Origin of the sequence: Paraburkholderia fungorum (genome assembly GCF_003610895.1) — a bacterium.
Taxonomy (GTDB): domain Bacteria; phylum Pseudomonadota; class Gammaproteobacteria; order Burkholderiales; family Burkholderiaceae; genus Paraburkholderia; species Paraburkholderia fungorum_B.
The window spans coordinates 1-21,998 of record NZ_MCAS01000028.1; the positions used below are offsets into that span (position 1 = coordinate 1).

General features: G+C 62.7%; 21 protein-coding genes. 13 read left to right on the plus strand and 8 right to left on the minus strand.

Annotation, left to right across the window (positions count from 1 at the left end; genetic code table 11):
• Positions 1–39 precede the first annotated feature (39 nt).
• Positions 40–1,290, minus strand: coding sequence for an IS256 family transposase (locus tag BCY88_RS24265; RefSeq protein WP_120342987.1), 1,251 nt, complete (start codon positions 1,288–1,290; stop codon positions 40–42).
• A 489-nt stretch (positions 1,291–1,779) separates the two neighbouring features.
• Between BCY88_RS24265 and bioA the strand changes: the two genes are divergently transcribed.
• From bioA to bioB, 4 genes are read left to right on the plus strand one after another with little or no spacing between them, the layout of a single operon-like run.
• A complete protein-coding gene (gene bioA, locus BCY88_RS24270; RefSeq protein ID WP_120346712.1) occupies positions 1,780–3,162 on the plus strand; it encodes an adenosylmethionine--8-amino-7-oxononanoate transaminase in 1,383 nt (460 codons plus the stop codon).
• Positions 3,162–4,346, plus strand: a complete 1,185-nt coding sequence (gene bioF / locus BCY88_RS24275) for an 8-amino-7-oxononanoate synthase (protein ID WP_120346713.1) — start codon at positions 3,162–3,164, stop codon at positions 4,344–4,346. Before bioA ends, bioF begins: the two co-directional genes overlap by 1 nt.
• The gene (gene bioD / locus BCY88_RS24280; protein WP_120346714.1) at positions 4,343–5,074 is read left to right on the plus strand and encodes a dethiobiotin synthase; all 732 of its coding nucleotides are present in this window, start codon (positions 4,343–4,345) and stop codon (positions 5,072–5,074) included. The genes bioF and bioD overlap by 4 nt, the downstream gene beginning before the upstream one ends.
• Before the next feature lie 34 nt (positions 5,075–5,108).
• A complete protein-coding gene (gene bioB, locus BCY88_RS24285; RefSeq protein ID WP_120346715.1) occupies positions 5,109–6,209 on the plus strand; it encodes a biotin synthase BioB in 1,101 nt (366 codons plus the stop codon).
• Between the two features lie 107 nt (positions 6,210–6,316).
• On the opposite strand, the gene BCY88_RS24290 is transcribed toward bioB, so the two are convergent.
• Together BCY88_RS24290 and BCY88_RS24295 are read right to left on the minus strand one after the other, a co-directional pair.
• Entirely contained in the window at positions 6,317–7,342 is a 1,026-nt protein-coding gene (locus BCY88_RS24290) for a sulfate ABC transporter substrate-binding protein (RefSeq protein WP_120346716.1), read from the minus strand.
• A gap of 133 nt (positions 7,343–7,475) precedes the next feature.
• Positions 7,476–8,078, minus strand: a complete 603-nt coding sequence (locus BCY88_RS24295; protein ID WP_120346717.1) for an RBBP9/YdeN family alpha/beta hydrolase — start codon at positions 8,076–8,078, stop codon at positions 7,476–7,478.
• A gap of 282 nt (positions 8,079–8,360) precedes the next feature.
• Here BCY88_RS24295 and BCY88_RS24300 point away from each other — a divergent pair, with 282 nt between their 5' ends.
• The 6 genes from BCY88_RS24300 to BCY88_RS24325 all read left to right on the plus strand — a co-directional run bounded on the left by BCY88_RS24300 (position 8,361) and on the right by BCY88_RS24325 (position 12,517).
• Positions 8,361–9,302, plus strand: a complete 942-nt coding sequence (locus tag BCY88_RS24300; protein WP_120346718.1) for a 2-hydroxyacid dehydrogenase — start codon at positions 8,361–8,363, stop codon at positions 9,300–9,302.
• 84 nt (positions 9,303–9,386) lie between these two features.
• Positions 9,387–10,313 carry a hydroxymethylglutaryl-CoA lyase gene (locus tag BCY88_RS24305; protein ID WP_120346719.1) on the plus strand — a complete coding sequence of 309 codons (927 nt, stop codon included), beginning with the start codon at positions 9,387–9,389 and terminating at the stop codon, positions 10,311–10,313.
• 39 nt (positions 10,314–10,352) lie between these two features.
• Positions 10,353–10,874, plus strand: coding sequence for a YbaK/EbsC family protein (locus BCY88_RS24310; RefSeq protein WP_120346720.1), 522 nt, complete (start codon positions 10,353–10,355; stop codon positions 10,872–10,874).
• A 4-nt stretch (positions 10,875–10,878) separates the two neighbouring features.
• Positions 10,879–11,106: a DUF1289 domain-containing protein gene (locus BCY88_RS24315; protein WP_120346721.1), complete on the plus strand. Its 228-nt coding sequence runs from the start codon at positions 10,879–10,881 to the stop codon at positions 11,104–11,106.
• Complete coding sequence (locus BCY88_RS24320; RefSeq protein ID WP_120346722.1) at positions 11,103–11,600, plus strand: MaoC family dehydratase; 498 nt, start codon at positions 11,103–11,105, stop codon at positions 11,598–11,600. The genes BCY88_RS24315 and BCY88_RS24320 overlap by 4 nt, the downstream gene beginning before the upstream one ends.
• Positions 11,597–12,517, plus strand: a complete 921-nt coding sequence (locus tag BCY88_RS24325) for an MBL fold metallo-hydrolase (protein ID WP_120346723.1) — start codon at positions 11,597–11,599, stop codon at positions 12,515–12,517. Before BCY88_RS24320 ends, BCY88_RS24325 begins: the two co-directional genes overlap by 4 nt.
• Positions 12,518–12,893: 376 nt before the next feature.
• On the opposite strand, the gene BCY88_RS24330 is transcribed toward BCY88_RS24325, so the two are convergent.
• Entirely contained in the window at positions 12,894–13,793 is a 900-nt protein-coding gene (locus BCY88_RS24330; protein WP_120346724.1) for a DMT family transporter, read from the minus strand.
• Between the two features lie 114 nt (positions 13,794–13,907).
• On the opposite strand from BCY88_RS24330, the gene BCY88_RS24335 reads away from it, so the two are divergent.
• Positions 13,908–14,378 (plus strand): Lrp/AsnC family transcriptional regulator, encoded by a 471-nt coding sequence (locus tag BCY88_RS24335; RefSeq protein WP_120346725.1) that lies wholly within the window; start codon positions 13,908–13,910, stop codon positions 14,376–14,378.
• 121 nt (positions 14,379–14,499) lie between these two features.
• On the opposite strand, the gene BCY88_RS24340 is transcribed toward BCY88_RS24335, so the two are convergent.
• On the minus strand, positions 14,500–15,390 hold the full coding sequence (locus BCY88_RS24340) for an alpha/beta fold hydrolase (protein ID WP_120346726.1): 891 nt from the start codon (positions 15,388–15,390) through the stop codon (positions 14,500–14,502).
• A 343-nt stretch (positions 15,391–15,733) separates the two neighbouring features.
• Between BCY88_RS24340 and BCY88_RS24345 the strand changes: the two genes are divergently transcribed.
• Positions 15,734–16,693 (plus strand): NAD(P)H-dependent flavin oxidoreductase, encoded by a 960-nt coding sequence (locus tag BCY88_RS24345; RefSeq protein WP_120346727.1) that lies wholly within the window; start codon positions 15,734–15,736, stop codon positions 16,691–16,693.
• 110 nt (positions 16,694–16,803) lie between these two features.
• Here BCY88_RS24345 and BCY88_RS24350 read toward each other — a convergent pair whose 3' ends face one another.
• The 3 genes from BCY88_RS24350 to BCY88_RS24360 all read right to left on the minus strand — a co-directional run bounded on the left by BCY88_RS24350 (position 16,804) and on the right by BCY88_RS24360 (position 20,140).
• Positions 16,804–17,742 (minus strand): LysR family transcriptional regulator, encoded by a 939-nt coding sequence (locus BCY88_RS24350; protein WP_120346728.1) that lies wholly within the window; start codon positions 17,740–17,742, stop codon positions 16,804–16,806.
• 221 nt (positions 17,743–17,963) lie between these two features.
• Positions 17,964–19,052, minus strand: coding sequence for a porin (locus BCY88_RS24355; protein ID WP_120346729.1), 1,089 nt, complete (start codon positions 19,050–19,052; stop codon positions 17,964–17,966).
• A 572-nt stretch (positions 19,053–19,624) separates the two neighbouring features.
• Positions 19,625–20,140, minus strand: coding sequence for a hypothetical protein (locus tag BCY88_RS24360; protein ID WP_120346786.1), 516 nt, complete (start codon positions 20,138–20,140; stop codon positions 19,625–19,627).
• Between the two features lie 558 nt (positions 20,141–20,698).
• Here BCY88_RS24360 and BCY88_RS24365 point away from each other — a divergent pair.
• Positions 20,699–21,727, plus strand: a complete 1,029-nt coding sequence (locus tag BCY88_RS24365) for a bile acid:sodium symporter family protein (RefSeq protein ID WP_120346730.1) — start codon at positions 20,699–20,701, stop codon at positions 21,725–21,727.
• Positions 21,728–21,998 lie beyond the last annotated feature (271 nt).

The window sequence follows — 21,998 nt, forward strand, 5'->3', positions numbered from 1 at the left end:
GGGGGTGTCAGAATTTCCGTGTTCAAGGCGGGTTGAGAATTACACGGATGGTCGAACGAATCGGTCCTCATAAAGTATGGCGAACTGGTTCATGGCGGCCTTCCAGTCATGAGCCGCACGCCCCCAATCGGCAGTGATGTTACGCAATGCAAGCCAGATGAGCTTCGTCGCAGCCTCGTCGGTCGGGAAGTGGCCCCGCGTTTTGATGATCTTGCGCAACTGCGAGTTGATGTTCTCAATGGCGTTCGTCGTGTATATCACCTTGCGAACCGACGGTGGAAACGCAAAGAACGGAATTACGCGATCCCAGGCGTTGCGCCACGCCGCGCTGACCGGCGGGAATTTCTGCCCCCATGGCCCATCAGCAAATGCATCGAGTTCCGCCTGCGCCGCTTCCGCGCTGGGCGCGGTGTAGATCGGGCGGATCGCTGCGGCCAGGCCCCTGCGGTCCTTCCAGCTCGCGTAATCGAGGCTGTTGCGGATCAGGTGAACAATGCAGGTCTGCAGCGTGGTGGCCGGAAACACTGCCGCCAGCGCCTCGGGCATACCCTTCAGACCATCGGTGACGGCGATCAGGATGTCGTTGACGCCGCGCGTCCTGAGGTCGTTGAACACCTTCATCCAGAACTTGGCGCCCTCGGTGTTCTCGATCCACAGGCCGAGGATATCGCGTGTGCCGTCGGGAAGAATGCCCAGCGCAAGGTAGATCGCCTTGTTGCGCACCACGGCGTCTTCGCGGATCTTGACCCGCAATGCGTCGAAGAACACCACCGGATACATCGGCTCAAGCGGGCGGCCCTGCCAGGCCGTCACTTCGGCCATGACCTCGTCGGTAACCGAGCTGATGAAATCAGGCGAGACGTCGGTGCCATACTGTTCGAGCAGAAAGCCTTGTATCTCACGCACGGTCATACCCCGGGCATACATGGCGACGATCTTGTCATCGAAACCCGTGAAGCGCCGTTCGTGCTTGGGAATCAGCAGCGGTTCGAAACTACCGTCGCGATCGCGTGGGATCTCGATACGGATCGGACCGTCCTCGGTCAGGACTGTCTTGGCGCCCGTGCCATTGCGCTGATTGGTGACGGCCGCGGGCTTTGCAGCACCGGACGTGTAGCCGAGATGATGGCTCATCTCGCCACCCAGCGCCCGCTCGATCAGCGCCTTCTTCAAGGACAACGTCGCGGCGTTGATCGCTTCGGCCGTCATCGGCCCGTTGCCGAACTTCTCAAGCAGCTCAGCGGGGATCACCGGCAGTTCTGCCGGCGTAGCTTTCGGTTTGCGAGGCATAGGTTCTCCTGGGGAGAATGATATGCCTTGAACACGAAATTAATGACAGGCCCGCAAAGAAAGTAAGTGCCGCCCCGCACAGGGGCAACACTAATAAACCAATAACACAACAAGGAAAGGCCAACACCGTAGGTATACGGCCAAGCGCCGCGCAGGCAAACAAATCACCCAAACACCCCCCCCAACAAAACACAGACCCAAAAAAGCACCGCGAAGGCAAAAACCCAAACCACACCCCCAATTTCCGCCCACAACCCCCAACTACTTTGCCGTCGTTAACTCCGTCGATTATCGACCTTCAGACCGAAACAGAAACGACCTGCACCGAACAGCCGCGAACCCCAGCGCCGCAGGCAAAAAACTACTCCCCGCCCCTAGTGCACGGCACGAAATAAACCGCTAATCTCGACCCCGCAAGCCACCCCAAGGCCGCGCGCAGCGCAAGGCAAAACCCGCAGCGCGAATGAAAAGGCCCTAAAAAAGCCCGCCATGCAACGGCAAAAAAGCACCTCGGAGTACCCTTTGGAAAAGTCACCCTCTCCTGAAGACTGGATCACCCGCAGCCTGCGTGCCGTCTGGCACCCCTGCACCCAGATGAAGCACCACGAGCGCCTGCCGCTCATCCCGGTGGCAAGAGGCCAGGGCGCGTGGCTCTACGACCGCGCGAACAACCGCTATCTGGACGCGATCAGCTCCTGGTGGGTCAACCTGTTCGGTCACGCCAATCCGCGTATCAACGCAGCGCTGAAAGATCAGCTCGACACGCTCGAACACGCCATGCTCGCCGGCTGCACGCACGAGCCCGCCATCGAACTCGCGGAACGCCTCGGCACACTCACCGGCAATACCCTCGGTCACGCATTCTTCGCATCCGATGGCGCATCGGCCGTTGAAATCGCGCTGAAGATGAGCTTCCATTCCTGGCGCAATCGCGGCTTCGCCGACAAGCAGGAATTCGTCTGCGTTGCCAACAGCTATCACGGCGAGACCGTCGGCGCGCTCGGCGTCACCGACGTCGCGCTCTTCAAGGACGCCTACGATCCGCTGATCCGCAACGCGCACGTCGTTGCATCACCCGACGCGCGTCTCGCGCAATCAGGTGAAAGCGCAGCCGACGTCGCGCGCCGCGCACTCGATCACGTTCGCTCGCTGTTCGAAGCGCGCGCCACGAAAATCGCCGCGCTGATCGTCGAGCCGCTGGTGCAATGCGCAGCCGGTATGGCCATGCACGACCCGTCGTATATCGCCGGCTTGCGCGCGCTGTGCGATCAGTACGGCGTGCATCTGATCGCCGATGAAATCGCAGTCGGCTGTGGGCGCACGGGCACCTTCTTCGCGTGCGAACAGGCCGGCGTCTGGCCGGACTTCCTGTGTCTGTCGAAAGGCATCAGCGGTGGCTATCTGCCGCTCTCGATCGTGCTGTCGCGCGATGAAATTTTCGAGGCCTTTTATCACGACGATACCGCGCGCGGGTTCCTGCACTCGCACTCGTACACCGGCAATCCGCTCGCGTGCCGCGCGGCGCTCGCCACGCTCGACCTCTTCGCAAGCGACAACGTACTGGCCGTCAATGTACAGAAATCCGCACAGCTGAAGGCCGCGCTCGCACCGCTCGCCGAACACCCGCACGTGCGCAATCTGCGTCAGTGCGGCACGATCTTCGCGTTCGACGCCGCGATCGACGATGCTCAGCAAGCCAAAACATTCTCGCGCCGTTTCTTCGAAAACGCCTTGCAGCGTGAACTGCTGCTGCGCCCAATTTCGACGACGGTGTACCTGATGCCACCCTACATTCTGGACGACGAAGAAATCGCGCTGCTCGCTTCGCGCACGCGCGAAACCTTCGAAGCCACGCTCGCGGAGACCCGCTAATGCATCTGCTCGACACATTGACCGAAGGCCTGAAAGACATCGACGCGCGCGGGCTGCGCCGTCGTCGCCGCACGGCCGATACGCCGTGCGCCGCGCACATGACGGTCGACGGCCGCGCAATCATCGGCTTTGCCAGCAACGACTATCTCGGCCTCGCCGCGCATCCTCAACTGATCGCAGCGATCGCCGAAGGTGCGCAACGCTACGGCGCGGGCAGCGGCGGTTCGCATCTGCTCGGCGGCCATTCGCGCGCGCATGCGCAACTGGAAGACGATCTGGCCGAATTCGCCGGCGGCTTCGTCGACAATGCGCGCGCGCTCTACTTCAGCACCGGCTACATGGCGAACCTCGCGACGCTCACCGCGCTCGCGGGCCGCGGCACGACGCTCTTCTCCGATGCGTTGAATCACGCGTCGCTGATCGACGGCGCGCGCCTCTCACGCGCCGACGTACAGATCTATCCGCATTGCGACACGGATGCCCTGAGCGCGATGCTCGATGCCTCGGACGCGGAGGTCAAAGTCATCGTCTCCGATACCGTGTTCAGCATGGATGGTGATATTGCCCCTCTCGCGCGTTTGCTTGAACTCGCGGAACAACACGGTGCATGGCTGATCGTCGACGATGCGCATGGTTTCGGTGTGCTCGGTCCGCAAGGCCGCGGCGCAATCGCAGAGGCCGCGTTGCGCTCGCCGAATCTGATTTCGATCGGCACGCTCGGCAAGGCAGCAGGTGTGTCGGGCGCATTCGTCGTCGCGCATGAGACCGTGATCGAATGGCTCGTGCAGCGCGCACGCCCGTACATCTTCACGACCGCCTCGGTGCCCGCTGCAGCGCATGCGGTATCGGCAAGTCTGCGGATCATCGGCGGCGAAGAAGGGGACGCGCGGCGCGCCCATCTCCAGCAGCTGATCGAACGCACGCGCGCGATGCTCAAGGCTACGCCGTGGCTGCCGGTCGATTCGCACACCGCCGTGCAACCGCTGATCATCGGCGCGAACGACGCGACGCTCGATATCGCTGCCACGCTTGATCGCGCGGGTCTGTGGGTGCCGGCAATCCGTCCGCCGACCGTGCCCGTGGGTACCTCGCGACTGCGCATTTCGCTTTCGGCGGCGCATTCGCAAGCGGATCTGGACCGGCTCGAAGCGGGCTTGCAACAACTCGAGGCAAAGGCGGCATGAGTAGCGCAAGTCAAAGCGCGCTGTCGCTATTCGTCACCGGTACCGATACGGAAATCGGCAAGACCTTCGTGTCTGCAGCACTCCTGCGCGGTTTCGTTCGCGCAGGCCTGCAGGCCGCCGCGATGAAACCGATCGCAGCGGGCGCGTTCGAACTGAACGGCGTGCTGCATAACGAAGACGCGGATCAACTCGACGCCGCGTCGAGCGTCCTGCTGCCGCCGGCGATTCGCACGCCGTATCTGTTGAAGGAACCGGCCGCGCCGCACATCGCCGCCGCGCTGGAAAACGTCACGCTCGATCTCGACCACATCGTCGCTTGCCATGCGCAGGCTGTGCGGCAAGCGGAGATCGTCGTGGTCGAAGGGGTCGGCGGTTTTCGCGTGCCGCTGACTGCCACGCAAGACACCGCCGATCTCGCTGTCGCGCTCAAGCTGCCGGTCGTGCTGGTGGTCGGCATGCGCCTCGGCTGCATCAGCCATGCGTTGCTCACCGCTGAAGCAATCGCCGCGCGTGGCTTGACGCTGGCCGGCTGGGTGGCCAATCGTATCGATCCGGCCATGACGTTTCCCGACGAAAACATCGCCTCGATTCGCACGCAGCTTGCGCGCGAACACGACGCGCCTCTGCTCGGCATCGTGCCGCATTTGAGCCCGGCTTCGCCCGAGCTCGCGGCGGATCAGCTCGACATCAACCGACTCCTGCAGACGCTGCGCCACGCGCAGCGCTGAAAACCCATCACATCCATCCATGAGGATTGACGACATGACGCAACTGAACATCGCTCCGGCGCCTGCCGACACGGCCACCGCCAACCAGAACGCCAACCACGCCGCAACAGGCGCCAAGGCGGTCGCCAAATGGCGCGTCGCCGACATCGTCGCGTTGTACGAACTGCCGTTCAACGACCTGATGTTCCGTGCACAGCAAACTCACCGCGAACACTTCGACGCGAACACGGTGCAACTGTCGACGCTGCTGTCGATCAAGACCGGCGGCTGCGAAGAAGATTGCGCGTACTGTCCGCAGTCGGTGCATCACGACACGGGCCTGCAGGCCGACAAGCTGATGCCGGTCGACGAAGTATTGGCCGCCGCCAAGGTCGCCAAGGAAAATGGCGCCACGCGCTTCTGCATGGGCGCGGCATGGCGTAATCCGAAGGACCGCCACCTCGAGCCGATCAAGGACATGATCCGCGGCGTGAAGGCAATGGGTCTCGAAACCTGCGTGACGCTCGGCATGCTGGAGACGCATCAGGCGCAAGGTCTGCGCGAAGCGGGCCTCGATTACTACAACCACAATCTCGATACGTCGCCGGAGTTCTACGGCCAGATCATTTCGACGCGCACCTATCAGGACCGTCTCGACACGCTGGAGCGCGTACGCGATGCGGGCATCAACGTATGCTGCGGCGGGATTGTCGGTTTGGGCGAATCGCGCCGTGAGCGAGCCGGCCTGATCGCGCAACTGGCGAACATGGAGCCGTATCCGGAATCGGTACCGATCAACAACCTGGTGCAAGTGGAAGGCACGCCGCTGACGGGCACCGAAGCCATCGATCCGTTCGAATTCGTCCGCACGATCGCGATTGCACGCATCACGATGCCGCGCGCGATGGTGCGTCTGTCGGCAGGCCGCGAGCAGATGGACGAAGCGTTGCAGGCGCTATGTTTCCTGGCCGGTGCGAACTCGATTTTCTACGGCGACCAGTTGCTGACCACCAGCAACCCGCAAGCCGAAGCGGACCGCAAGCTGCTCGAACGCCTCGGCATTCGCGCGGAAGCGGCGCAGCAGATGCCGCTGGATCAGAGCGGCTGCGAGCACGGCTGTGCCCATGATCACGACACGCACGCAGCGCCGAACTAAGAACCAGGCTGTGTACGAAACGCGTGCAATAAACGTGTGCAATAAGCACGTGCAATAAAAAAGGCCACCTCGCTTTTGAGGTGGCCTTGCTACTTCCGGACCAGAATTTACTTCTTGTCGACGATGATCTGATCGAAGGTTCCGCCGTCGGAGAAATGCGTTTGCTGCGCTTTCTGCCAGCTGCCGAACATCTCCTCCACCGTAAAGGTCTTGATCGGTTTGAACTCGGCAGCGTGCTTCGCGAGCACGTTCTTGTCACGCGGACGCAGATGGTGTTCCGCAATGATTTCCTGCGCGGCCGGCGACCACAGATAATCGAGGTACGCCTGCGCTTCCTTGCGCGTGCCGCGCTTGTCGACCACCTTGTCGACAATCGACACCGGCGGCGCGGCGAGCAGACTCACCGACGGATACACCGCTTCGAAATTACCCGCGCCCACGCCCGTGTCGATCAGCGACACTTCGTTTTCGAACGTCACCAGCACGTCGCCGATGCCGCGTTGCGTGAAGGTCGTCGTCGCGCCGCGGCCACCCGTGTCGAGCACCGGCACGTTCTTGAAGATCGCCTTTTCGAAGTCGAGCGCCTGCGCGTCGGTGCCGCCGTGCTGCTTGCGATAACCCCATGCAGCCAGATACGCGTAGCGGCCGTTACCCGAAGTCTTCGGATTGGCGATCACGACTTGCACGCCGGGTTTGGCGAGGTCGTCCCAGTCCTTGATGTGCTTCGGATTGCCCTTGCGCACGAGGAACACCATTGTCGTGGTGTACGGAGCGCTGTCGTCCGGCAGGCGCGCACGCCAGTTGGCGGGCACCAGTTGGCCCTTTTCCGCGAGCAGATCGATGTCGTTAGGCTGGTTCATCGTCACCACGTCAGCCTGCAGTCCTTGCAGCACCGACAGCGCCTGCGCGCTCGACGCGCCATGCGACTGGCGAACCGACACGGTCTCACCGCTCTTCTGCTTATATGCCGCGATGAAGCCGGCGTTGATGTCCTTGTACAACTCGCGCGTCACGTCGTACGACACGTTCAGCAGCGACGTGTCAGCGTGCGCCGTCGATACGCCGCCGAGCGCGAGCGTGATTGCCGTCATGCCGGCTGCCAGCCAGCGCGATGTCCCCGTGTTGCCTGCCATCTTTCTTGTCCCCGCCTATCGATGATGAAAACTGCGGCCACACAAACGTGCAGCGTGAAGCGGGATTCTAACGGATTGCTTACGTATTCACTTGCGCTCGTTTGGGCATTCAAACGGGCATTCAAACGGGCATTCAAACGAACGCATGCTGCGCGACTTCGAGCGTCTGCTCGCGAAAGCGCAGCGGCGCCGCGCAATGCACCAGGGTGTCGACGAAATACTTGGCGCGCGGCCACGGGCCGAATCCCGCCGCGGTGTTGATGTGACCCGCGTCGCCCAGATTGACGAACGCGCTGCCGAACCGCTGCGCGAGATCGCGCGAACCGGCGAGCGTCATCCACGGGTCGGTTTCACTGCCGATCAGAATCGACGGCACGCCCAGACGCCTTGCGTCGAACGGCCCGGCGAAAGCGAATTTCTCGGGACTCGCGGGGGCGACGAACAGCACACCGACTACATCGTTCGCATACGACGCCTGCTGCAGCGCATGCGCGGTCGCGAGGCAACCGAAGCTGTGGGCGGCGAGCACGAACGGGCCGCGTTCGCGCGCGAGCAGATCGCGCAGCGACCTCGCCCAGACGGCGACGTCCGGCGCCTCCCAATCGGCCTGCTCGACGCGCAGCGAGCGCGCGAATTGCCGTTCGAGCCATGTTTGCCAGTGCGCGCCCTCGCTGCCGTGCAGGCCGGGAACGGTGACGAGCCGCGGCGGCCATGTCGATTTGGTGCATGAAAGCATGTGAGTCCCTCGCTGCCGGAATCCGGAGAATGATTGTCCCGCCGGGCGGCGCAAGGGCGAACCAAGTTTTTGTGCTTTGTTTATGGGGCGAATACAGGGGCAGAAAACGCACGCCCGTGCGCAAACGCGCGCGATTCGCGTCGAAACCGTAGAATGAAGCCTATCCATAAAAGGAGGAGGCCCCATGCCGCAAGCGTCGTTTGAAGCGCCGCGGGCGTTGCAGCCGTCGCACCGGGCCTTTCCCGCCATCTGACTCGAACAGGCACGCGCACTCCGGATCGTATGAAAATCCTCTTCTACATGCAGCATGCCAACGCCGCCGCGTGGCTTCACGACTTCGCCCGCGCCCTGCCGGAAGCCGAACTGCGCGAATGGCTGCCGGGCGACACCGAACCCGCGGACTTCGCGGTCGTATGGCGGCCGCCGCGCGAGATGCTGGCCGGCCGCGACGATCTGCGCGCAATCTTCAATCTCGGCGCGGGCGTCGATGCGATCCTCGCGCTCGAGCACGAACACCCCGGCACGCTGCCGCGCAATGCCCGGCTGATCCGGCTCGAAGACAGCGGCATGGCCCTGCAGATGGCCGAATATGTGACGCACGCCGTGCTGCGCTACCTGCGCCGTTTCGACGAATATCAGACGCTGCAAGGCGAACGCCGCTGGGAGGTGCTCGATCCGCACCCACGCGAGACCTTCACCGTTGGCGTGCTCGGCCTCGGTGTGCTCGGTGCACATGTCGCGCAAGCGGTCGCGGCGTTCGGCATGCCGGTGCGCGGATATAGCCGCAGTGCACGGCAAATCGACGGCATCACGACCTTTGCCGGCGAGGCGCAGTTCGACGCGTTTCTCGACGGCGTGAAGGTGCTGGTGAATCTGCTGCCGCATACGCCGGATACGGGTGACGTGTTGAACCGCCGCACGTTCTCGAAGCTCGCGCAAGGTGCGTATCTGATCAACGTCGCGCGCGGCGGGCATCTGGTCGAGCAGGATCTGCTCGAAGCGCTCGCCAGCGGCCAGCTCGCCGCCGCGACGCTGGACGTGTTCCGCGAAGAACCGTTGCCGCCCGATCATCTGTTCTGGCGTGAGCCGCGCATTACGATTACGCCGCACGTGTCCGCGCTCACCTTGCGCGAAGAGAGCGTCGCGCAGGTCGCACAAAAAATGGTGGCGCTGATGCATGGCGAAACGGTGAGCGGCGTAGTCGATATCGAACGTGGATACTGAGCATGGTGGATACGAAGCGCGGATACTGAACGCAGGCATCGAGCGCGGGTTTGAGCACCATCACCGAAACATAGGAGACACATCATGGCCTTGCCCCAGCACGTCAAAATCGTCGAAGTCGGTCCGCGTGACGGACTGCAGAACGAGAAAGAATTCGTCCCCACCGCGATCAAGATCGAGTTGATCAACCGCTTGTCGGCGGCGGGCTTTCGCAACGTCGAAGCCGCTTCGTTCGTCTCGCCGAAATGGGTGCCGCAGATGGCCGACGGCGCCGACGTGATGGCCGGCATCGAGCGCCGGGCAGGCACGATCTACTCGGTGTTGACGCCGAACCTGCGCGGCTTCGAAGGCGCGCTCGCCGCGCGCGCCGACGAGATCGTGATCTTCGGTGCGGCCAGCGAAGCGTTCTCGCAGAAGAACATCAATTGCAGCATCGCGGAAAGTATCGATCGATTCGCGCCGGTCGCACAGGCCGCGAAGGAACACGGTCTGCGAATTCGCGGCAGCGTGTCGTGCGCGCTCGGCTGTCCGTATCAAGGCGAAGTGCCGATCGCGTCGGTGGTCGATGTGGTCGAGCGTTTCGCGGCGCTCGGCTGCGACGAGATCGACATCGCGGATACGATCGGCGTCGGCACGCCGAAGCGCACACGCGAAGTGTTCGAGGCGCTCACCACGGTGTTCCCGCGTGAACGTTTGTCGGGGCACTTCCACGACACCTACGGTCAGGCGCTCGCGAACATCTACGCCGCGTTGCAGGAAGGTATCGAGATCTATCACGCGTCGGTGGCTGGGCTCGGCGGCTGTCCGTATGCAAAGGGCGCAACCGGCAACGTCGCGACCGAAGACGTGCTGTACCTGATGAACGGTCTCGGCATCGAGACCGGCATCGATCTCGCGCAAGTGGTCGCGATCGGCGATTTCATTTCGACGTCGATTGGCCGGCCGAACGTATCGCGCGCCGGCAAGGCGTTGCTTGCCAAAGCGCGCAGCGAACAGGCCAACTGCGTTTGACGCCTGCAATCGACCGCCATCCATTCAGGACATAGAACAATGACGGACCACGCTTCTCTCGAATCCGACGATCTCGCTGCCTTGCCCGATTCCGCGCGCCGCGTCGCGCAGTTGTTGCGCGAGCGCGGCCACGCAGGCCGGATCGTGATGCTGCCGGAAACCGGCAAGACTTCCGCCGAAGCCGCCGCCGGCCTCGGCTGCTCGGTTGCGCAGATCGCCAAGTCGATTCTGTTTCGCCGCCGCGAAGATGACGCGCCGGTCCTGGTCGTCGCGAGCGGCGCGAATCGCGTCGACGAAAAGAAAGTCGCGGCGCAAGTCGGCGAAATCGGCCGCGCGGACGCGAAGTTCGTGCGCGAGAAAACCGGCTACGCAATCGGCGGCGTGTGCCCGATCGGTCACGCGACGGAACCCGTCACGCTGATCGATGCCGATCTGCTGGCGCTCGACAGTCTGTGGGCGGCCGCAGGTCATCCGCATGCCGTGTTCAACCTGACGGCGCAGGAACTGATTACGTTGACAGGTGCACCCGTGATCGACGTGGCGCTGCGCGAGACGGCGTGACGCGATGACAGCAGGCATCGATAGCGAAGACGACGAGGCCGCCGTGCCGTCACCCTGCATCAGCGTGTGCAGGATGGACGCCTCGACCGGCTGGTGCGAAGGCTGCTTGCGCACCATCGACGAAATCGCCGGCTGGTCGCTGTTCGACGACGACGCGAAGCGCGCGGTCTGGAACGCGATCGAGGAACGCCACGTGGAGTTCATGGCGCGGCAGGCAAAGGTCCAACGATGAAGCCCACGCCTCGCGTCGTGACGATCGGCGAGACGTTCAGCTCGACGCTCGAACTCTCGGCGGAATCGGTGAAATCGTTCGCCACGCTCGTCAACGACCTCAATCCGTTGCATCACGACGACGCGTATGCCGCGCAAAGCCGCTTCGGCGGGTTGATCGCGTCGGGCACGCAGCCCACCGCGCATTTCATGGCGCTGCTGGCCACGCATTTCTCGACCTACGCGCAGCCGCTCGGACTCGAATTCGATATCAAGCTGAAAAAAGCGGTGCACGCAAGCGATACGCTGACGATCACCTGGCGCGTGCGCGACGCTTACTGGAAACCGAGTCTGAACGGCGATCTGACGCATCTCGAAGGAAGCGTGGTGAATCAGCGTGGCGAGACGATGCTGACCGGCACGTCGACCATTCTCGTAATGGCGAAACCCGAAGCGTCGGCGAATTCAGGCGTGGATGCAGACACAAACACAAGCGCGAACACAGGCGCCGCATGATCACGCTACCGGAATCGATCCGAGTCTTCGAACGCGGCTGGCTTTCGTCGAACAACGTGCTGCTGGTTGACGACACCTGTGCCGCGCTCGTCGATACCGGTTACGCGACGCACGCACCGCAAACTGTCGCGCTGGTGAAGCAAACGCTCGGCGCGCGGCCACTCGATCTGATCGTCAACACGCATCTGCATTCGGATCACTGCGGCGGCAACGCGCTCTTGCAGTCGACATGGCCGTGCCGTACCGCGATTCCCGCATCGGAAGCCGACGCGGTGCGCAACTGGGACGAAACCCGTCTGACGTTTCGCGCCACCGGCCAGCACTGCGAGCGCTTCACTTTCACTGAGACGATCGCGCCCGGGGCGCAACTGCGGCTCGGCGCGCTCGACTGGCAAGTGCTCGGTGCGCCGGGCCACGATCCGCATTCGTTGATGCTGTATTGCGCGGACGAGCGCATCCTGATCAGCGCGGACGCGCTGTGGGAAAACGGCTTTGGCGTGATTTTTCCGGAACTGGAAGGTGAAAGCGGTTTCGCCGAAGAACAGGCGGTTCTCGAAGCCATCGCGAAGCTCGACGTGCGGCTCGTGATTCCCGGCCATGGTTCGCCCTTCACGAGCGTCGAGCAGGCGCTTGAACGGGCGTTTTCACGCGTCGCGTGGCTACGGGCCGATCCGGCGCGTAATGCAAAGAATGCGTTGAAGGTGCTGATCGTGTTCAAGCTGCTCGAGGTTCGATCGATGAGCTTCGTCACCCTGTTGCGAATGCTCGACGATGCCGCCGTGATGCACGCCGCCGCATCGATGCTCAAGCCGCGCGGTGAATGGTCCACGTTGGTGCATACGATCGTTGAGGAGTTAGCGGCTAAAAACGGGCCACTGGAAATCGACGGCGAGCGCATCGTCGCGCGCCCGGGTTGACGTGTCAGCGACACGCGCGGAGCAGCCATCAGAGCTGGCAGAAGACAGTCGGCAGGCCACGCACGGTACGTAAACCGCCAAAATCGTCGCCACAAAAAGAAAGCCGCTCGACCATCATGAATGGCGAGCGGCGGAAATTCTGTCGGACGTGATCAGCGTCGGTACGAATGATACGCGTGCGGGTTTTTTGACCGCATCGGTGATTTCCCTACAGAAGCTTGACGCCGCCTTTTAAACCCGCATACAGACCTCGCTACGAAACACCGTAGTCGCGCGAGCCGCATGTCATTGATCCGTCGATACGAACAATGCAGCGCGCTTTTGCTCCGGAATCCGTACGATTGTCTGTGGATGCTTCGGTACCGCGGTCATGACATCAGGTCGAGGACAGGCGTTTCTGCGGCACGATCCGCCAGCCGAGATTCACGCCGGCTGCCGCGAGCAGGATCAGCACCGCGCCGAGCACCTGAATCCAGGCGAGCGTCTGTCCGAACGCAACCCGGTCGACGATGATCGCCACCACGGGATAGATGAACGACAACGCACCCGTCATCGAGGTCGGCAGCTTCTGGATCGCGCCGTAGAGCAGCACATACATGAGCCCGGTATTGACGACGCCGAGCACGATCAATTCAAGCCATTGCACGCCGCTAGCCGGCAGCGCATCGAAGCGCACGAACGGCGCGAGCATCACGACGCCGAGCGACACCTGGATCAACGCGATCAGATGTGGCGGCGTGCCCTTCAGGCGCTTCGTGATGATCGACGACACCGCGTACATTGCCGCCGCACCCACCGCATAGGCGACCCCGACCAGATAATGACCCGGCACCGCCAACACGGCCGGCTCGACCTTCACCACGAATACGAGGCCGACAAACGCGATCGCGAGCCAGGCCACGGTCGACGCGCTGATCCGCTCGCGAAACACCAGTGCGCCGAGCGCGACCAGCATGAACGGCTGCGTGTTGTAGACGGCGGTTGCCATCGAGATCGAAGCGCGTGAATAGGCCGCGAACAGCAACACCCAGTTGATGACGATCGCCGCGCCGCCAAGCAGCGCGAGGCCGAGCATCTTCCACGAAAAGAGCTTGCGCCTGAACAGGCCGAGCACGGCGCACACGAGCGCGAGCGTCGCGCCGCCGAAGATGCAGCGAAAGAACACCACATTGAACGGGCTCTGCTGCGACGACACCACCAGCCAGCCGATGGTGCCGGACATCAGCATGGCCATGGTCATTTCCGCCGCGCCGCGGCGAATCTCATTTGACGCCATGATTTGATCCTCGAATGGATTTCTGCATGAGAAGCAGTGTAATTAATCCGACCACCCGAATACATGGCTAAACTTAAGTGCTACCGCGAAGGAACCTAATAATCGAAGGCCATCATGACCAAACGCCTTGCTCCCGCCATGCCCGCGACACTCGATGAAACCGACCGCGCGCTGCTCGCCGCGCTGGCGGCGGACGCCCGCCAGCCGGTTAGCGACCTGGCGCGTCTGGTCGGCCTTTCCGCACCGAGTACGGCCGAACGCATCCGACGGCTCGAAGCGCAAGGCGTGATTGAGCGCTTCACCGTGCAGATCGATCCGCGCGCGCTCGGCTTCACGTTGCAGGCCATTGTGCGCGTGAAGCCCCTGCCCGGACAATTGCATCTGGTGGAAGACGTGATCCGGCGGATTCCGGAGTTTGTCGAATGCGACAAGGTGACGGGCGACGATTGCTTCGTCTGCCGCCTCTATCTGCATTCGATCGAGCAGCTCGATGAAATTCTCTCGAAGGTCACCGAGCGCGCGGAGACGAGCACCGCGATCATCAAGTCGACGCCGGTCGCGCGCCGCTTGCCGCCGCTAGGCTGAGCCGGACGCGCGGCGGCACGAACACGCTGCCGCGCCGTCGCCGGCACTGCCGCCTCACTCACGCGCGATTGAAATGCCATCGCCTTGCGTCAGAAACGCTGCGCTTCACCGGCTTACTGACTTACTGTTCGACCGCTTCGAAGAACGACAGCATCTCAGTCACCAGCTCGTCCGGCGCCTCTTCAGGAATGTAGTGCCCACACGGTATTGAACGGCCGCTCACGTCGCGCGCGACGTGCCGCCATTCCGCCAGCGCGTCGAAGCATTTTTCGATCACACCCTTGTCGCCCCACAGCACGCGCAGCGGACAACCGATCTTGTGGCCGCGCTCAATATCGGCTCGATCGTGTTCGAGATCGATGCTCGCGGAGGCCCGGTAATCCTCGCACATCGCATGCACGGCGCCGGGTTGCGCCAGCGCGCGGCGATACGCGTCGAGCGCTTCGGGCGCGAACGTCGCCAGGCCCGCGTGACGGCTACCCATCACCGCATCGACATAAGCGGCCGGGTTAGCGCCGATCAGCGTTTCCGGCAACGGCTCGGGCTGGATCAGGAAGAACCAGTGGAAGTAATGCGTCGCGAAGGCGCGGTCGGTGGCCTCGTACATCGCGAGCGTCGGCGCAATGTCGAGCAGCATCAAACGCTCGACAGCGTCGGCATGATCGAGCGCCATGCGGTGCGCCACCCGGGCGCCGCGATCGTGAGCGCACACCAGGAAACGTTCGAAGCCGAAGTGGCGCATCACGGCAACCTGATCGGCCGCCATCGCGCGTTTCGAATAGGGTGTGTGGTGGGCGTCGCTGGGCGGTTTGCCCGAAGCGCCGTAGCCGCGCAAGTCGGTGGCGATGACGGTGAAGTGCTGCGCCAGTTGCGCGGCGCACCGTTGCCAGATCAGATGCGACTCAGGATGACCGTGCAACAACAGAAGGGGCGGCCCCGCTCCGCCCTTCACTCCGAAAATATCGACGTCGCCCACGGCGACGCGAAAGGGCGCGAAATCCTCGAAGGCCATAGCAGGTCTCTTGTCGTTTGGGAGTCAAAGCATTGTAGGAGCGCAATGTGTCCGTGCGCAGTGTGATAGCCCACGCAAGCATAGAACCTGAACACTCCTTCCAACTGTTCAAAACTGCAGGGCGCGGCGGCTTCGCCTATAATCGAACGATCGTTCTTAAATTTTTGAGCGAGTGTGGCAACCGCGCGGCACACGCGTGGCAAACACCTGGCAAACGCGTAGCGAGATCGTGGTGGCTGCACGACGCTGGTCAGTCTCGACGCACCCCAGGCCATGTGCCGCTAAACTCATTATCGCCGGGCGCTCTACGCCGCACCGGTCCGCTTATCTGGAGACTCGCACCATGGCATTGCCCGCCGTCCTGCAAAAACTCGCGCTGCCTGTCGTCGCTTCGCCGATGTTCATCGTCAGCTATCCCGAACTCGTGTTGGCTCAATGTAAGGCCGGCATTGTCGGCTCGTTCCCCGCGTTGAATGCCCGCCCGGCCGAACTGCTCGACGAATGGCTCACGCAGATTCAGGCACAGCTTGCCGAGCACAAGGCGGCTCATCCCGACGCGATCATCGGACCGATCGCCGTCAACCAGATCGTTCATCAGTCGAATACGCGGCTCGAGCACGACGTGCGTGTGTGCGTCGAGCACAAGGTACCGATCTTCATCACCAGCCTGCGCGCGCCGGCACGTGAAATCGTCGACGCGGTGCACAGCTACGGCGGCATCGTGCTGCACGACGTGATCAATCTTCGGCATGCGCAGAAGGCGTTGGAAGCGGGCGTCGACGGGCTGATCCTGGTGGCGTCGGGTGCCGGCGGCCATGCGGGCACGACCTCGCCGTTCGCGCTGGTCGGCGAAGTGCGGCGCATGTTCGACGGCCCGATCGTGCTGTCCGGCTCCATCGCCAACGGCGGCTCGATTCTCGCCGCGCAGGCCATGGGCGCGGACCTCGCCTACATGGGCACGCGTTTCATCGCGACCCGGGAAGCGCACGCGGTCGACAGCTACAAGCAGGCGATCGTCAATTCCACGGCGTCGGACATCATCTACACGAACCTGTTCACCGGCGTGCACGGCAACTACATCCGCGAAAGTATCGTGAACGCGGGGCTGGACCCGGACGCGCTGCCCGAATCGGACAAGACCGCCATGAACTTCGGCAGCGACAAGGCGAAGGCGTGGAAGGACATCTGGGGCGCAGGCCAGGGCGTCGGCCTGATGGACGACGTGCCGAGTGTCGACGAACTGGTTCAGCGTTTGACGAAGGAATATAACGACGCGAAAGCGCGGCTCGGTATCGGGCGATAAGGCGCGATAAGGCGCGGTAAGGTGCGATAAGGCGCGATACGGCACGGTAACGGGCATGGCGGCCGTAACGAACTGCAGGACGCGCCGCCCGGCATAGCCGGGCAACGCGCCTATCGCACCGCCAGCGCCTTGATCTGCTCAAGCGAAGGCCAAAGCGATTCGTTCGCGAACCGGTCGGCGAGGAAGTCGACAAATGAGCGCACCTTCGCCGACAGATGCCGGCGGCTTGCGTAGACCACATGGATCGGCAACTCGCGCGGCGGCACGTCGTCCACCAGCAGCGGCACGAGGCGCCCCGCCGCCAGATCGTCGCCGATCACTTCGGTGCCGAGCATCGCGATCCCCGCCCCTTGCAGCACGATCACGCGCTGCGCCTCCAGGTGGTTGACGATCAGATTGCCGGACAATCGCACGCGCGACGAGGCATCGCCGGTCGCGGGCATGATTTCGAGCGCGGACACGCCGGCATACTGCAGATAGTTGTGACGCGCCAGATCGGCGACGCTCTTCGGCATGCCGTGCCGGCGCAGATAGTCTGGCGACGCGCACAGCACCAGATGAGCGGTCGCAATCTGCCGCGCGATAAGCGATGACGATTTCAGCCCGCTGGGCGAAGCGCGGATCGCGACATCGAAGCCTTCGTCGATCAGTTCGACTACGCGGTCAGACAAAGTCATGTCGACGGTGACCTGCGGATACTGCGCGGCATAGTCGGCCACTGCGGCCATCACGTGGCTCAAGCCGAACGCCGACAACGACGACACCCGCAAACGCCCCTGCGGCACAACGCTCGCCGCGCCGACCACCTGCTCGGCCTCCTCGAGTTCGGTGAGCACCTGGCTCAGGCGTTCGTAGTATTCGCGACCGGCCTCGGTCGGTGCGACGCGGCGTGTGGTGCGGTTCAGCAAACGCGCGCCGAGTTGCTGTTCGAGATGCATGACGTGCTTGCTCGCCATCGCCGCCGACATCTCCATGCGTTCGGCCGCGCCGACAAAGCTGCCGACTTCGACCACGTGGCGGAACACTTTCATGCTGACGAGGGTATCCATCTCAATCGCTCGCTTCAGGAATCAATCGACGCCATTCTGCCGGGTTTATCAAAGACTGGGCGGCAAATCGAGCCAATGCGGCGACAGAGAATGGACACCAGAAACGACAAAGCCCACCTTCCGGGGAAGGCGGGCTTTGCCCATGTTGCGTGTGCCTGCCTGTTTCGGCAAGGCTGGCGTTGCGCGGCACCTGCTCACAGGCGCCGCTTCGATCCAGACGCTTAGAACTTGGCGCGCAGACCGACGCCGTACGTGTTGCCGCTCGACTGGCTGGTGATCTTGTCGTACATATAAGCCGCGTAGATATCCGTGCGCTTGGACAGCGGATAGTCGTAGCCGATCGCAGCCGTCTGACGGGTCTGGTTGAGGCCGCCACCGTCGCGCGAATAGGCGTACGACGCCATCACCGAGCCCGGGCCGGCCGGAACCGTCACGCCGCCTTGACCCGTGTTCACGTGCCAGCTCGAAATGGTCTGCTGGTTATACGTGTACATGTACTGGCCATAGAACTTCACGAACTTCAGGTCGTAGGTCGCGCCGAGTTGAGCCACGCTCTGGCTCTTCAGCCCCGGAACGCCCGACGTGCTGAAGCTGCCGAGGTCGCCCGGCACGTTGTTGAAGTTGACGTACTGGTACACCGCGGTCGCCGCGAACGGGCCGTGGAAGTACAGCACCTGGCCGCTCCACTTCTTCGAGCCGTTCTCACCCGCCGTATTGCCGAGCGCGTACATCGCGGTCGCGGACAAGCCGTTGAAGTTCGGCGATGCGTACGACACCGCGTTGCTCCAGCCCGAGTCGCCGGTCACGCCCTGATCGGTCGTGTAGGTCGGGAACGTGCCGAGGCCGAGGTACACGTGGGCCACCATCGGCGAGAACACGTACGAATCGATGAACGGGTTAAACAGAATCGTCGAGACGAACAGCGGCGTGGTCAAACGGCCTGCCGTCACCGTGCCGTACGGCGATTCGATACCGACGTACGCGTTACGCGAGAACATCGTGTCGCCCGTGAAGCGGCCGTACTGACCGTTCTGCGCGAGGAAGAAGCCCTCCAGCGCAAAGATCGCCTTGTAGCCGTTGCCCAGATCCTCAGCCCCCTTCATGCCCCAGTACGACGTCGACATGCCCCCGCCGGACACCTGCACGGACGTCTTGCCGCCCGGGAATTTCTGCGCGCCGACCCATTCGTCGACCTGACCGTAGAGTTGCACGCTCGATTGCGCAAAAGCAGACGATGCACTGGCCAGCAGAGCGGCACACGCGGTTGCCTTGAGGGTGGTCTTCAGCGCACTGCTGATGCTTGTTTTCATGGGTTCTCCTGTCTTTGTCAAAAAGGGTGCGGCTGTGCGAAAGGGGGAGCTCGCGCGAATGATTGTTGTTGTCCGTTCGATCATCGAGCCAATCTGGGCGGGACCATCTTTGCGGACCATTTTTATGGACAAAAATATCGTGGGTTATTGCGGGTATAGCGATCTGATTAGTTTTGTCATTTATCGGCCTGATAAACCGGTAAACACGTGCGCGATCACCGCATCGCCGCGGACCTCGCGGTTCGGCGCAAAGCGTTACTGAGATTGCGCCTGACCGGGTGATAACGGTTCAGATGACAGGCGGATGACGCGCCGCGCCAAAAACGATCGAATTTGACAACGGGAGGTGGGTAGCCGCCGGATGTTTTCAAAAAAGTGTGGCGTCGAAACGTCACATTGACAGGAGAGTTTTGAATACCCGTGGCGCGCAATCCCGCAACAAACCGGTTTGAGAACCGGCGACGCGGATCTGGCGAAGGGAGCGCGGGAAATGTGGTGAGACGTGGTGAGACGAAAAGCGGTGTGTGGGAGCGCATCCAGCGCAGGCGGCGAACCTGATGCCAACGCCGCCGTTAGTTACGGTACGGACCTTCCGGCTGACGCGGGTCGTCGCCCTGGCGCTGCATGGCACGCGAGGCGCCGCGCTCTTCGTTGTAGCGGGCGACATCGGCACGAATCGAGCCGGTGCGAATCGGCGCGTTAGGCGGTGGCCGCGGCACCCCGCGCGATTCCGCGCTGATCGGCGTCACGTCGGCGTACTGCATCCCGCCACGGCCGTCAGGATATCCAGCCGGTCCGGCAACACGATGTACGCCCGGGTTGTAAGCGCCAAAACCGTTCGCGAAATTCATCCCGCCGCGCGGCAGGCGCGCGTTGTTGTCAGCGACATTGTTGCGAGGCTGCCTGACATTGGCGACGCCACGGTAGTTACCGCCGCCGCGCGCATCGCCTCGCATTGTGTGGCCGAACGCCGCGTGCGAGCCACCGCCACCGTGCGGTACGCCCGGTACTTTTGCGTAGGCAAACGAGCACAGCGCGGCAATAACCGCGCCCAACGCCCAGTGCTTCGTTCTCGACAACCCGTCCACCACATGACTCACATGCCCGAAGACTTGCCTGAAGCCCACCGTTCGAGCTGCGATGGACTTGTTCTGGGACCGGCGCGAGCGCTGCGGATCTACCGCGGCACGGGGCATCCCGATGGCCTTTGATCAGTAATTTATGGTTGTCGGCTAAGGGTGTCGAGCCAAAAAGTGTTAGGCCCCGACGGCTGTTGTAACACCTTGTTACTGCGATGTTTTTCCGCGACAGAGCCCTTGCGCGAAAGCCTTGAAGCAGCTTGCCTGACGGGCCGAATCGCGATCCGCGGAGCGCGCTCGTGTATGACGAATTGCCGGCGGATTTTTTGCTGGATTGTCAAAACGGCAGTGGACCAATCAGAGGTGCTCGCCAATACTTGAACAGGCAGCGAGCATCAGCTGAAGCGCGCCAACGAAACACGGCTAATGCACAACACTCATTAATCGATTCGGCAAATGAATTTGCATATTCAATCGATTTTCAACAACAATAGGCGCTTTTCATAGCTTGAGTCGGGTGCATTCATGCGCGCCCCGCTTTCCGCATCACCGAATCGAGATTCCGCCATGGCTCGCCCGAAACTGCTTCCCGACAACTTCACCTTGTGCCTCGTGGGCACCGTGATTCTTGCCAGCTTCCTGCCGGTTCACGGGCAGGCCGCCGTCGGATTCAACTGGGTGACGAACGTCGCAGTCGGCCTGCTGTTTTTCCTGCACGGCGCCAAGCTTTCACGCGAAGCGATCGTTGCGGGTGCGACGCATTGGCGCCTGCATCTGGTCGTGCTGCTCAGCACGTTCGCGCTGTTTCCGCTGCTCGGTCTCGCGCTTAAGCCGCTCCTTTCGCCACTTGTCACGCCGGCGCTCTACGCTGGGGTCCTCTTCCTCTGCACGCTGCCGTCCACGGTTCAGTCGTCTATCGCGTTCACCTCGATTGCCAAAGGCAACGTGCCGGCCGCCGTGTGCAGCGCGTCGGCCTCGAGCCTGCTGGGCATCTTCATCACACCCGCTCTCGTCAGCCTCGTTGTCACCAATCAGGCGGCGAGCGGCGGCGCCTCGCCGTGGCATACGGTGGGCAACATCGTTCTGCAGTTGCTGGTGCCGTTCGTGGCCGGGCAATTGCTGCGCCCGCTGATCGGCAAGTGGATCGAGCGCAACCGTGGCGTGCTGAAGTTCGTCGACCAGGGTTCGATCCTGCTGGTGGTGTACGGCGCGTTCAGCGAGGCCGTCAACGAAGGCCTGTGGCATCAGATCCCGTTGTCCGCGCTGGGCGGTCTGGTGCTGATCAGCGTTGTGCTGCTCGCGCTCGCGCTGGCCGTGACGATCCTGGTCAGCAAGCGGCTCGGATTCGACCGCGCCGACCAGATCACGATCATCTTCTGCGGCTCGAAGAAAAGCCTCGCCGCCGGCGTGCCGATGGCCAAAGTGATTTTCGCTGCGCATGCGGTAGGTGCCGTGGTCTTGCCGCTGATGCTGTTCCACCAGATCCAGCTGATGGTGTGCGCCGCGCTCGCGCAGCGCTGGGGGGCTCGCGACATGAGCGGCGAAACCCGCGCCACCTCGCGCGAGCGGGCCGCCGCCGCTGTCGCGCGGCGTTGAATACGCGCGTAATGCAAACAGGACATTCATAAGCGCCCTCCCTGAGCGTCATTTGAAAAAGCCGCCTCGTGCGGCTTTTTTGTTATTTCACGCTCAAACAGCGCCGCTGTCGCCTCAGCCGGATGGGATAGGCAAAGTCCTGGCAGTGACAAACCAGACGGTAGCGGCCCCGAAGCCGAAGCCGAAACTGGCCCGCACCATTGCGGTGCAATGCTTCACTAAAAATTCACTTAACTCTATGCAGGATGGGTCGATAAGTCGTATGTCGATC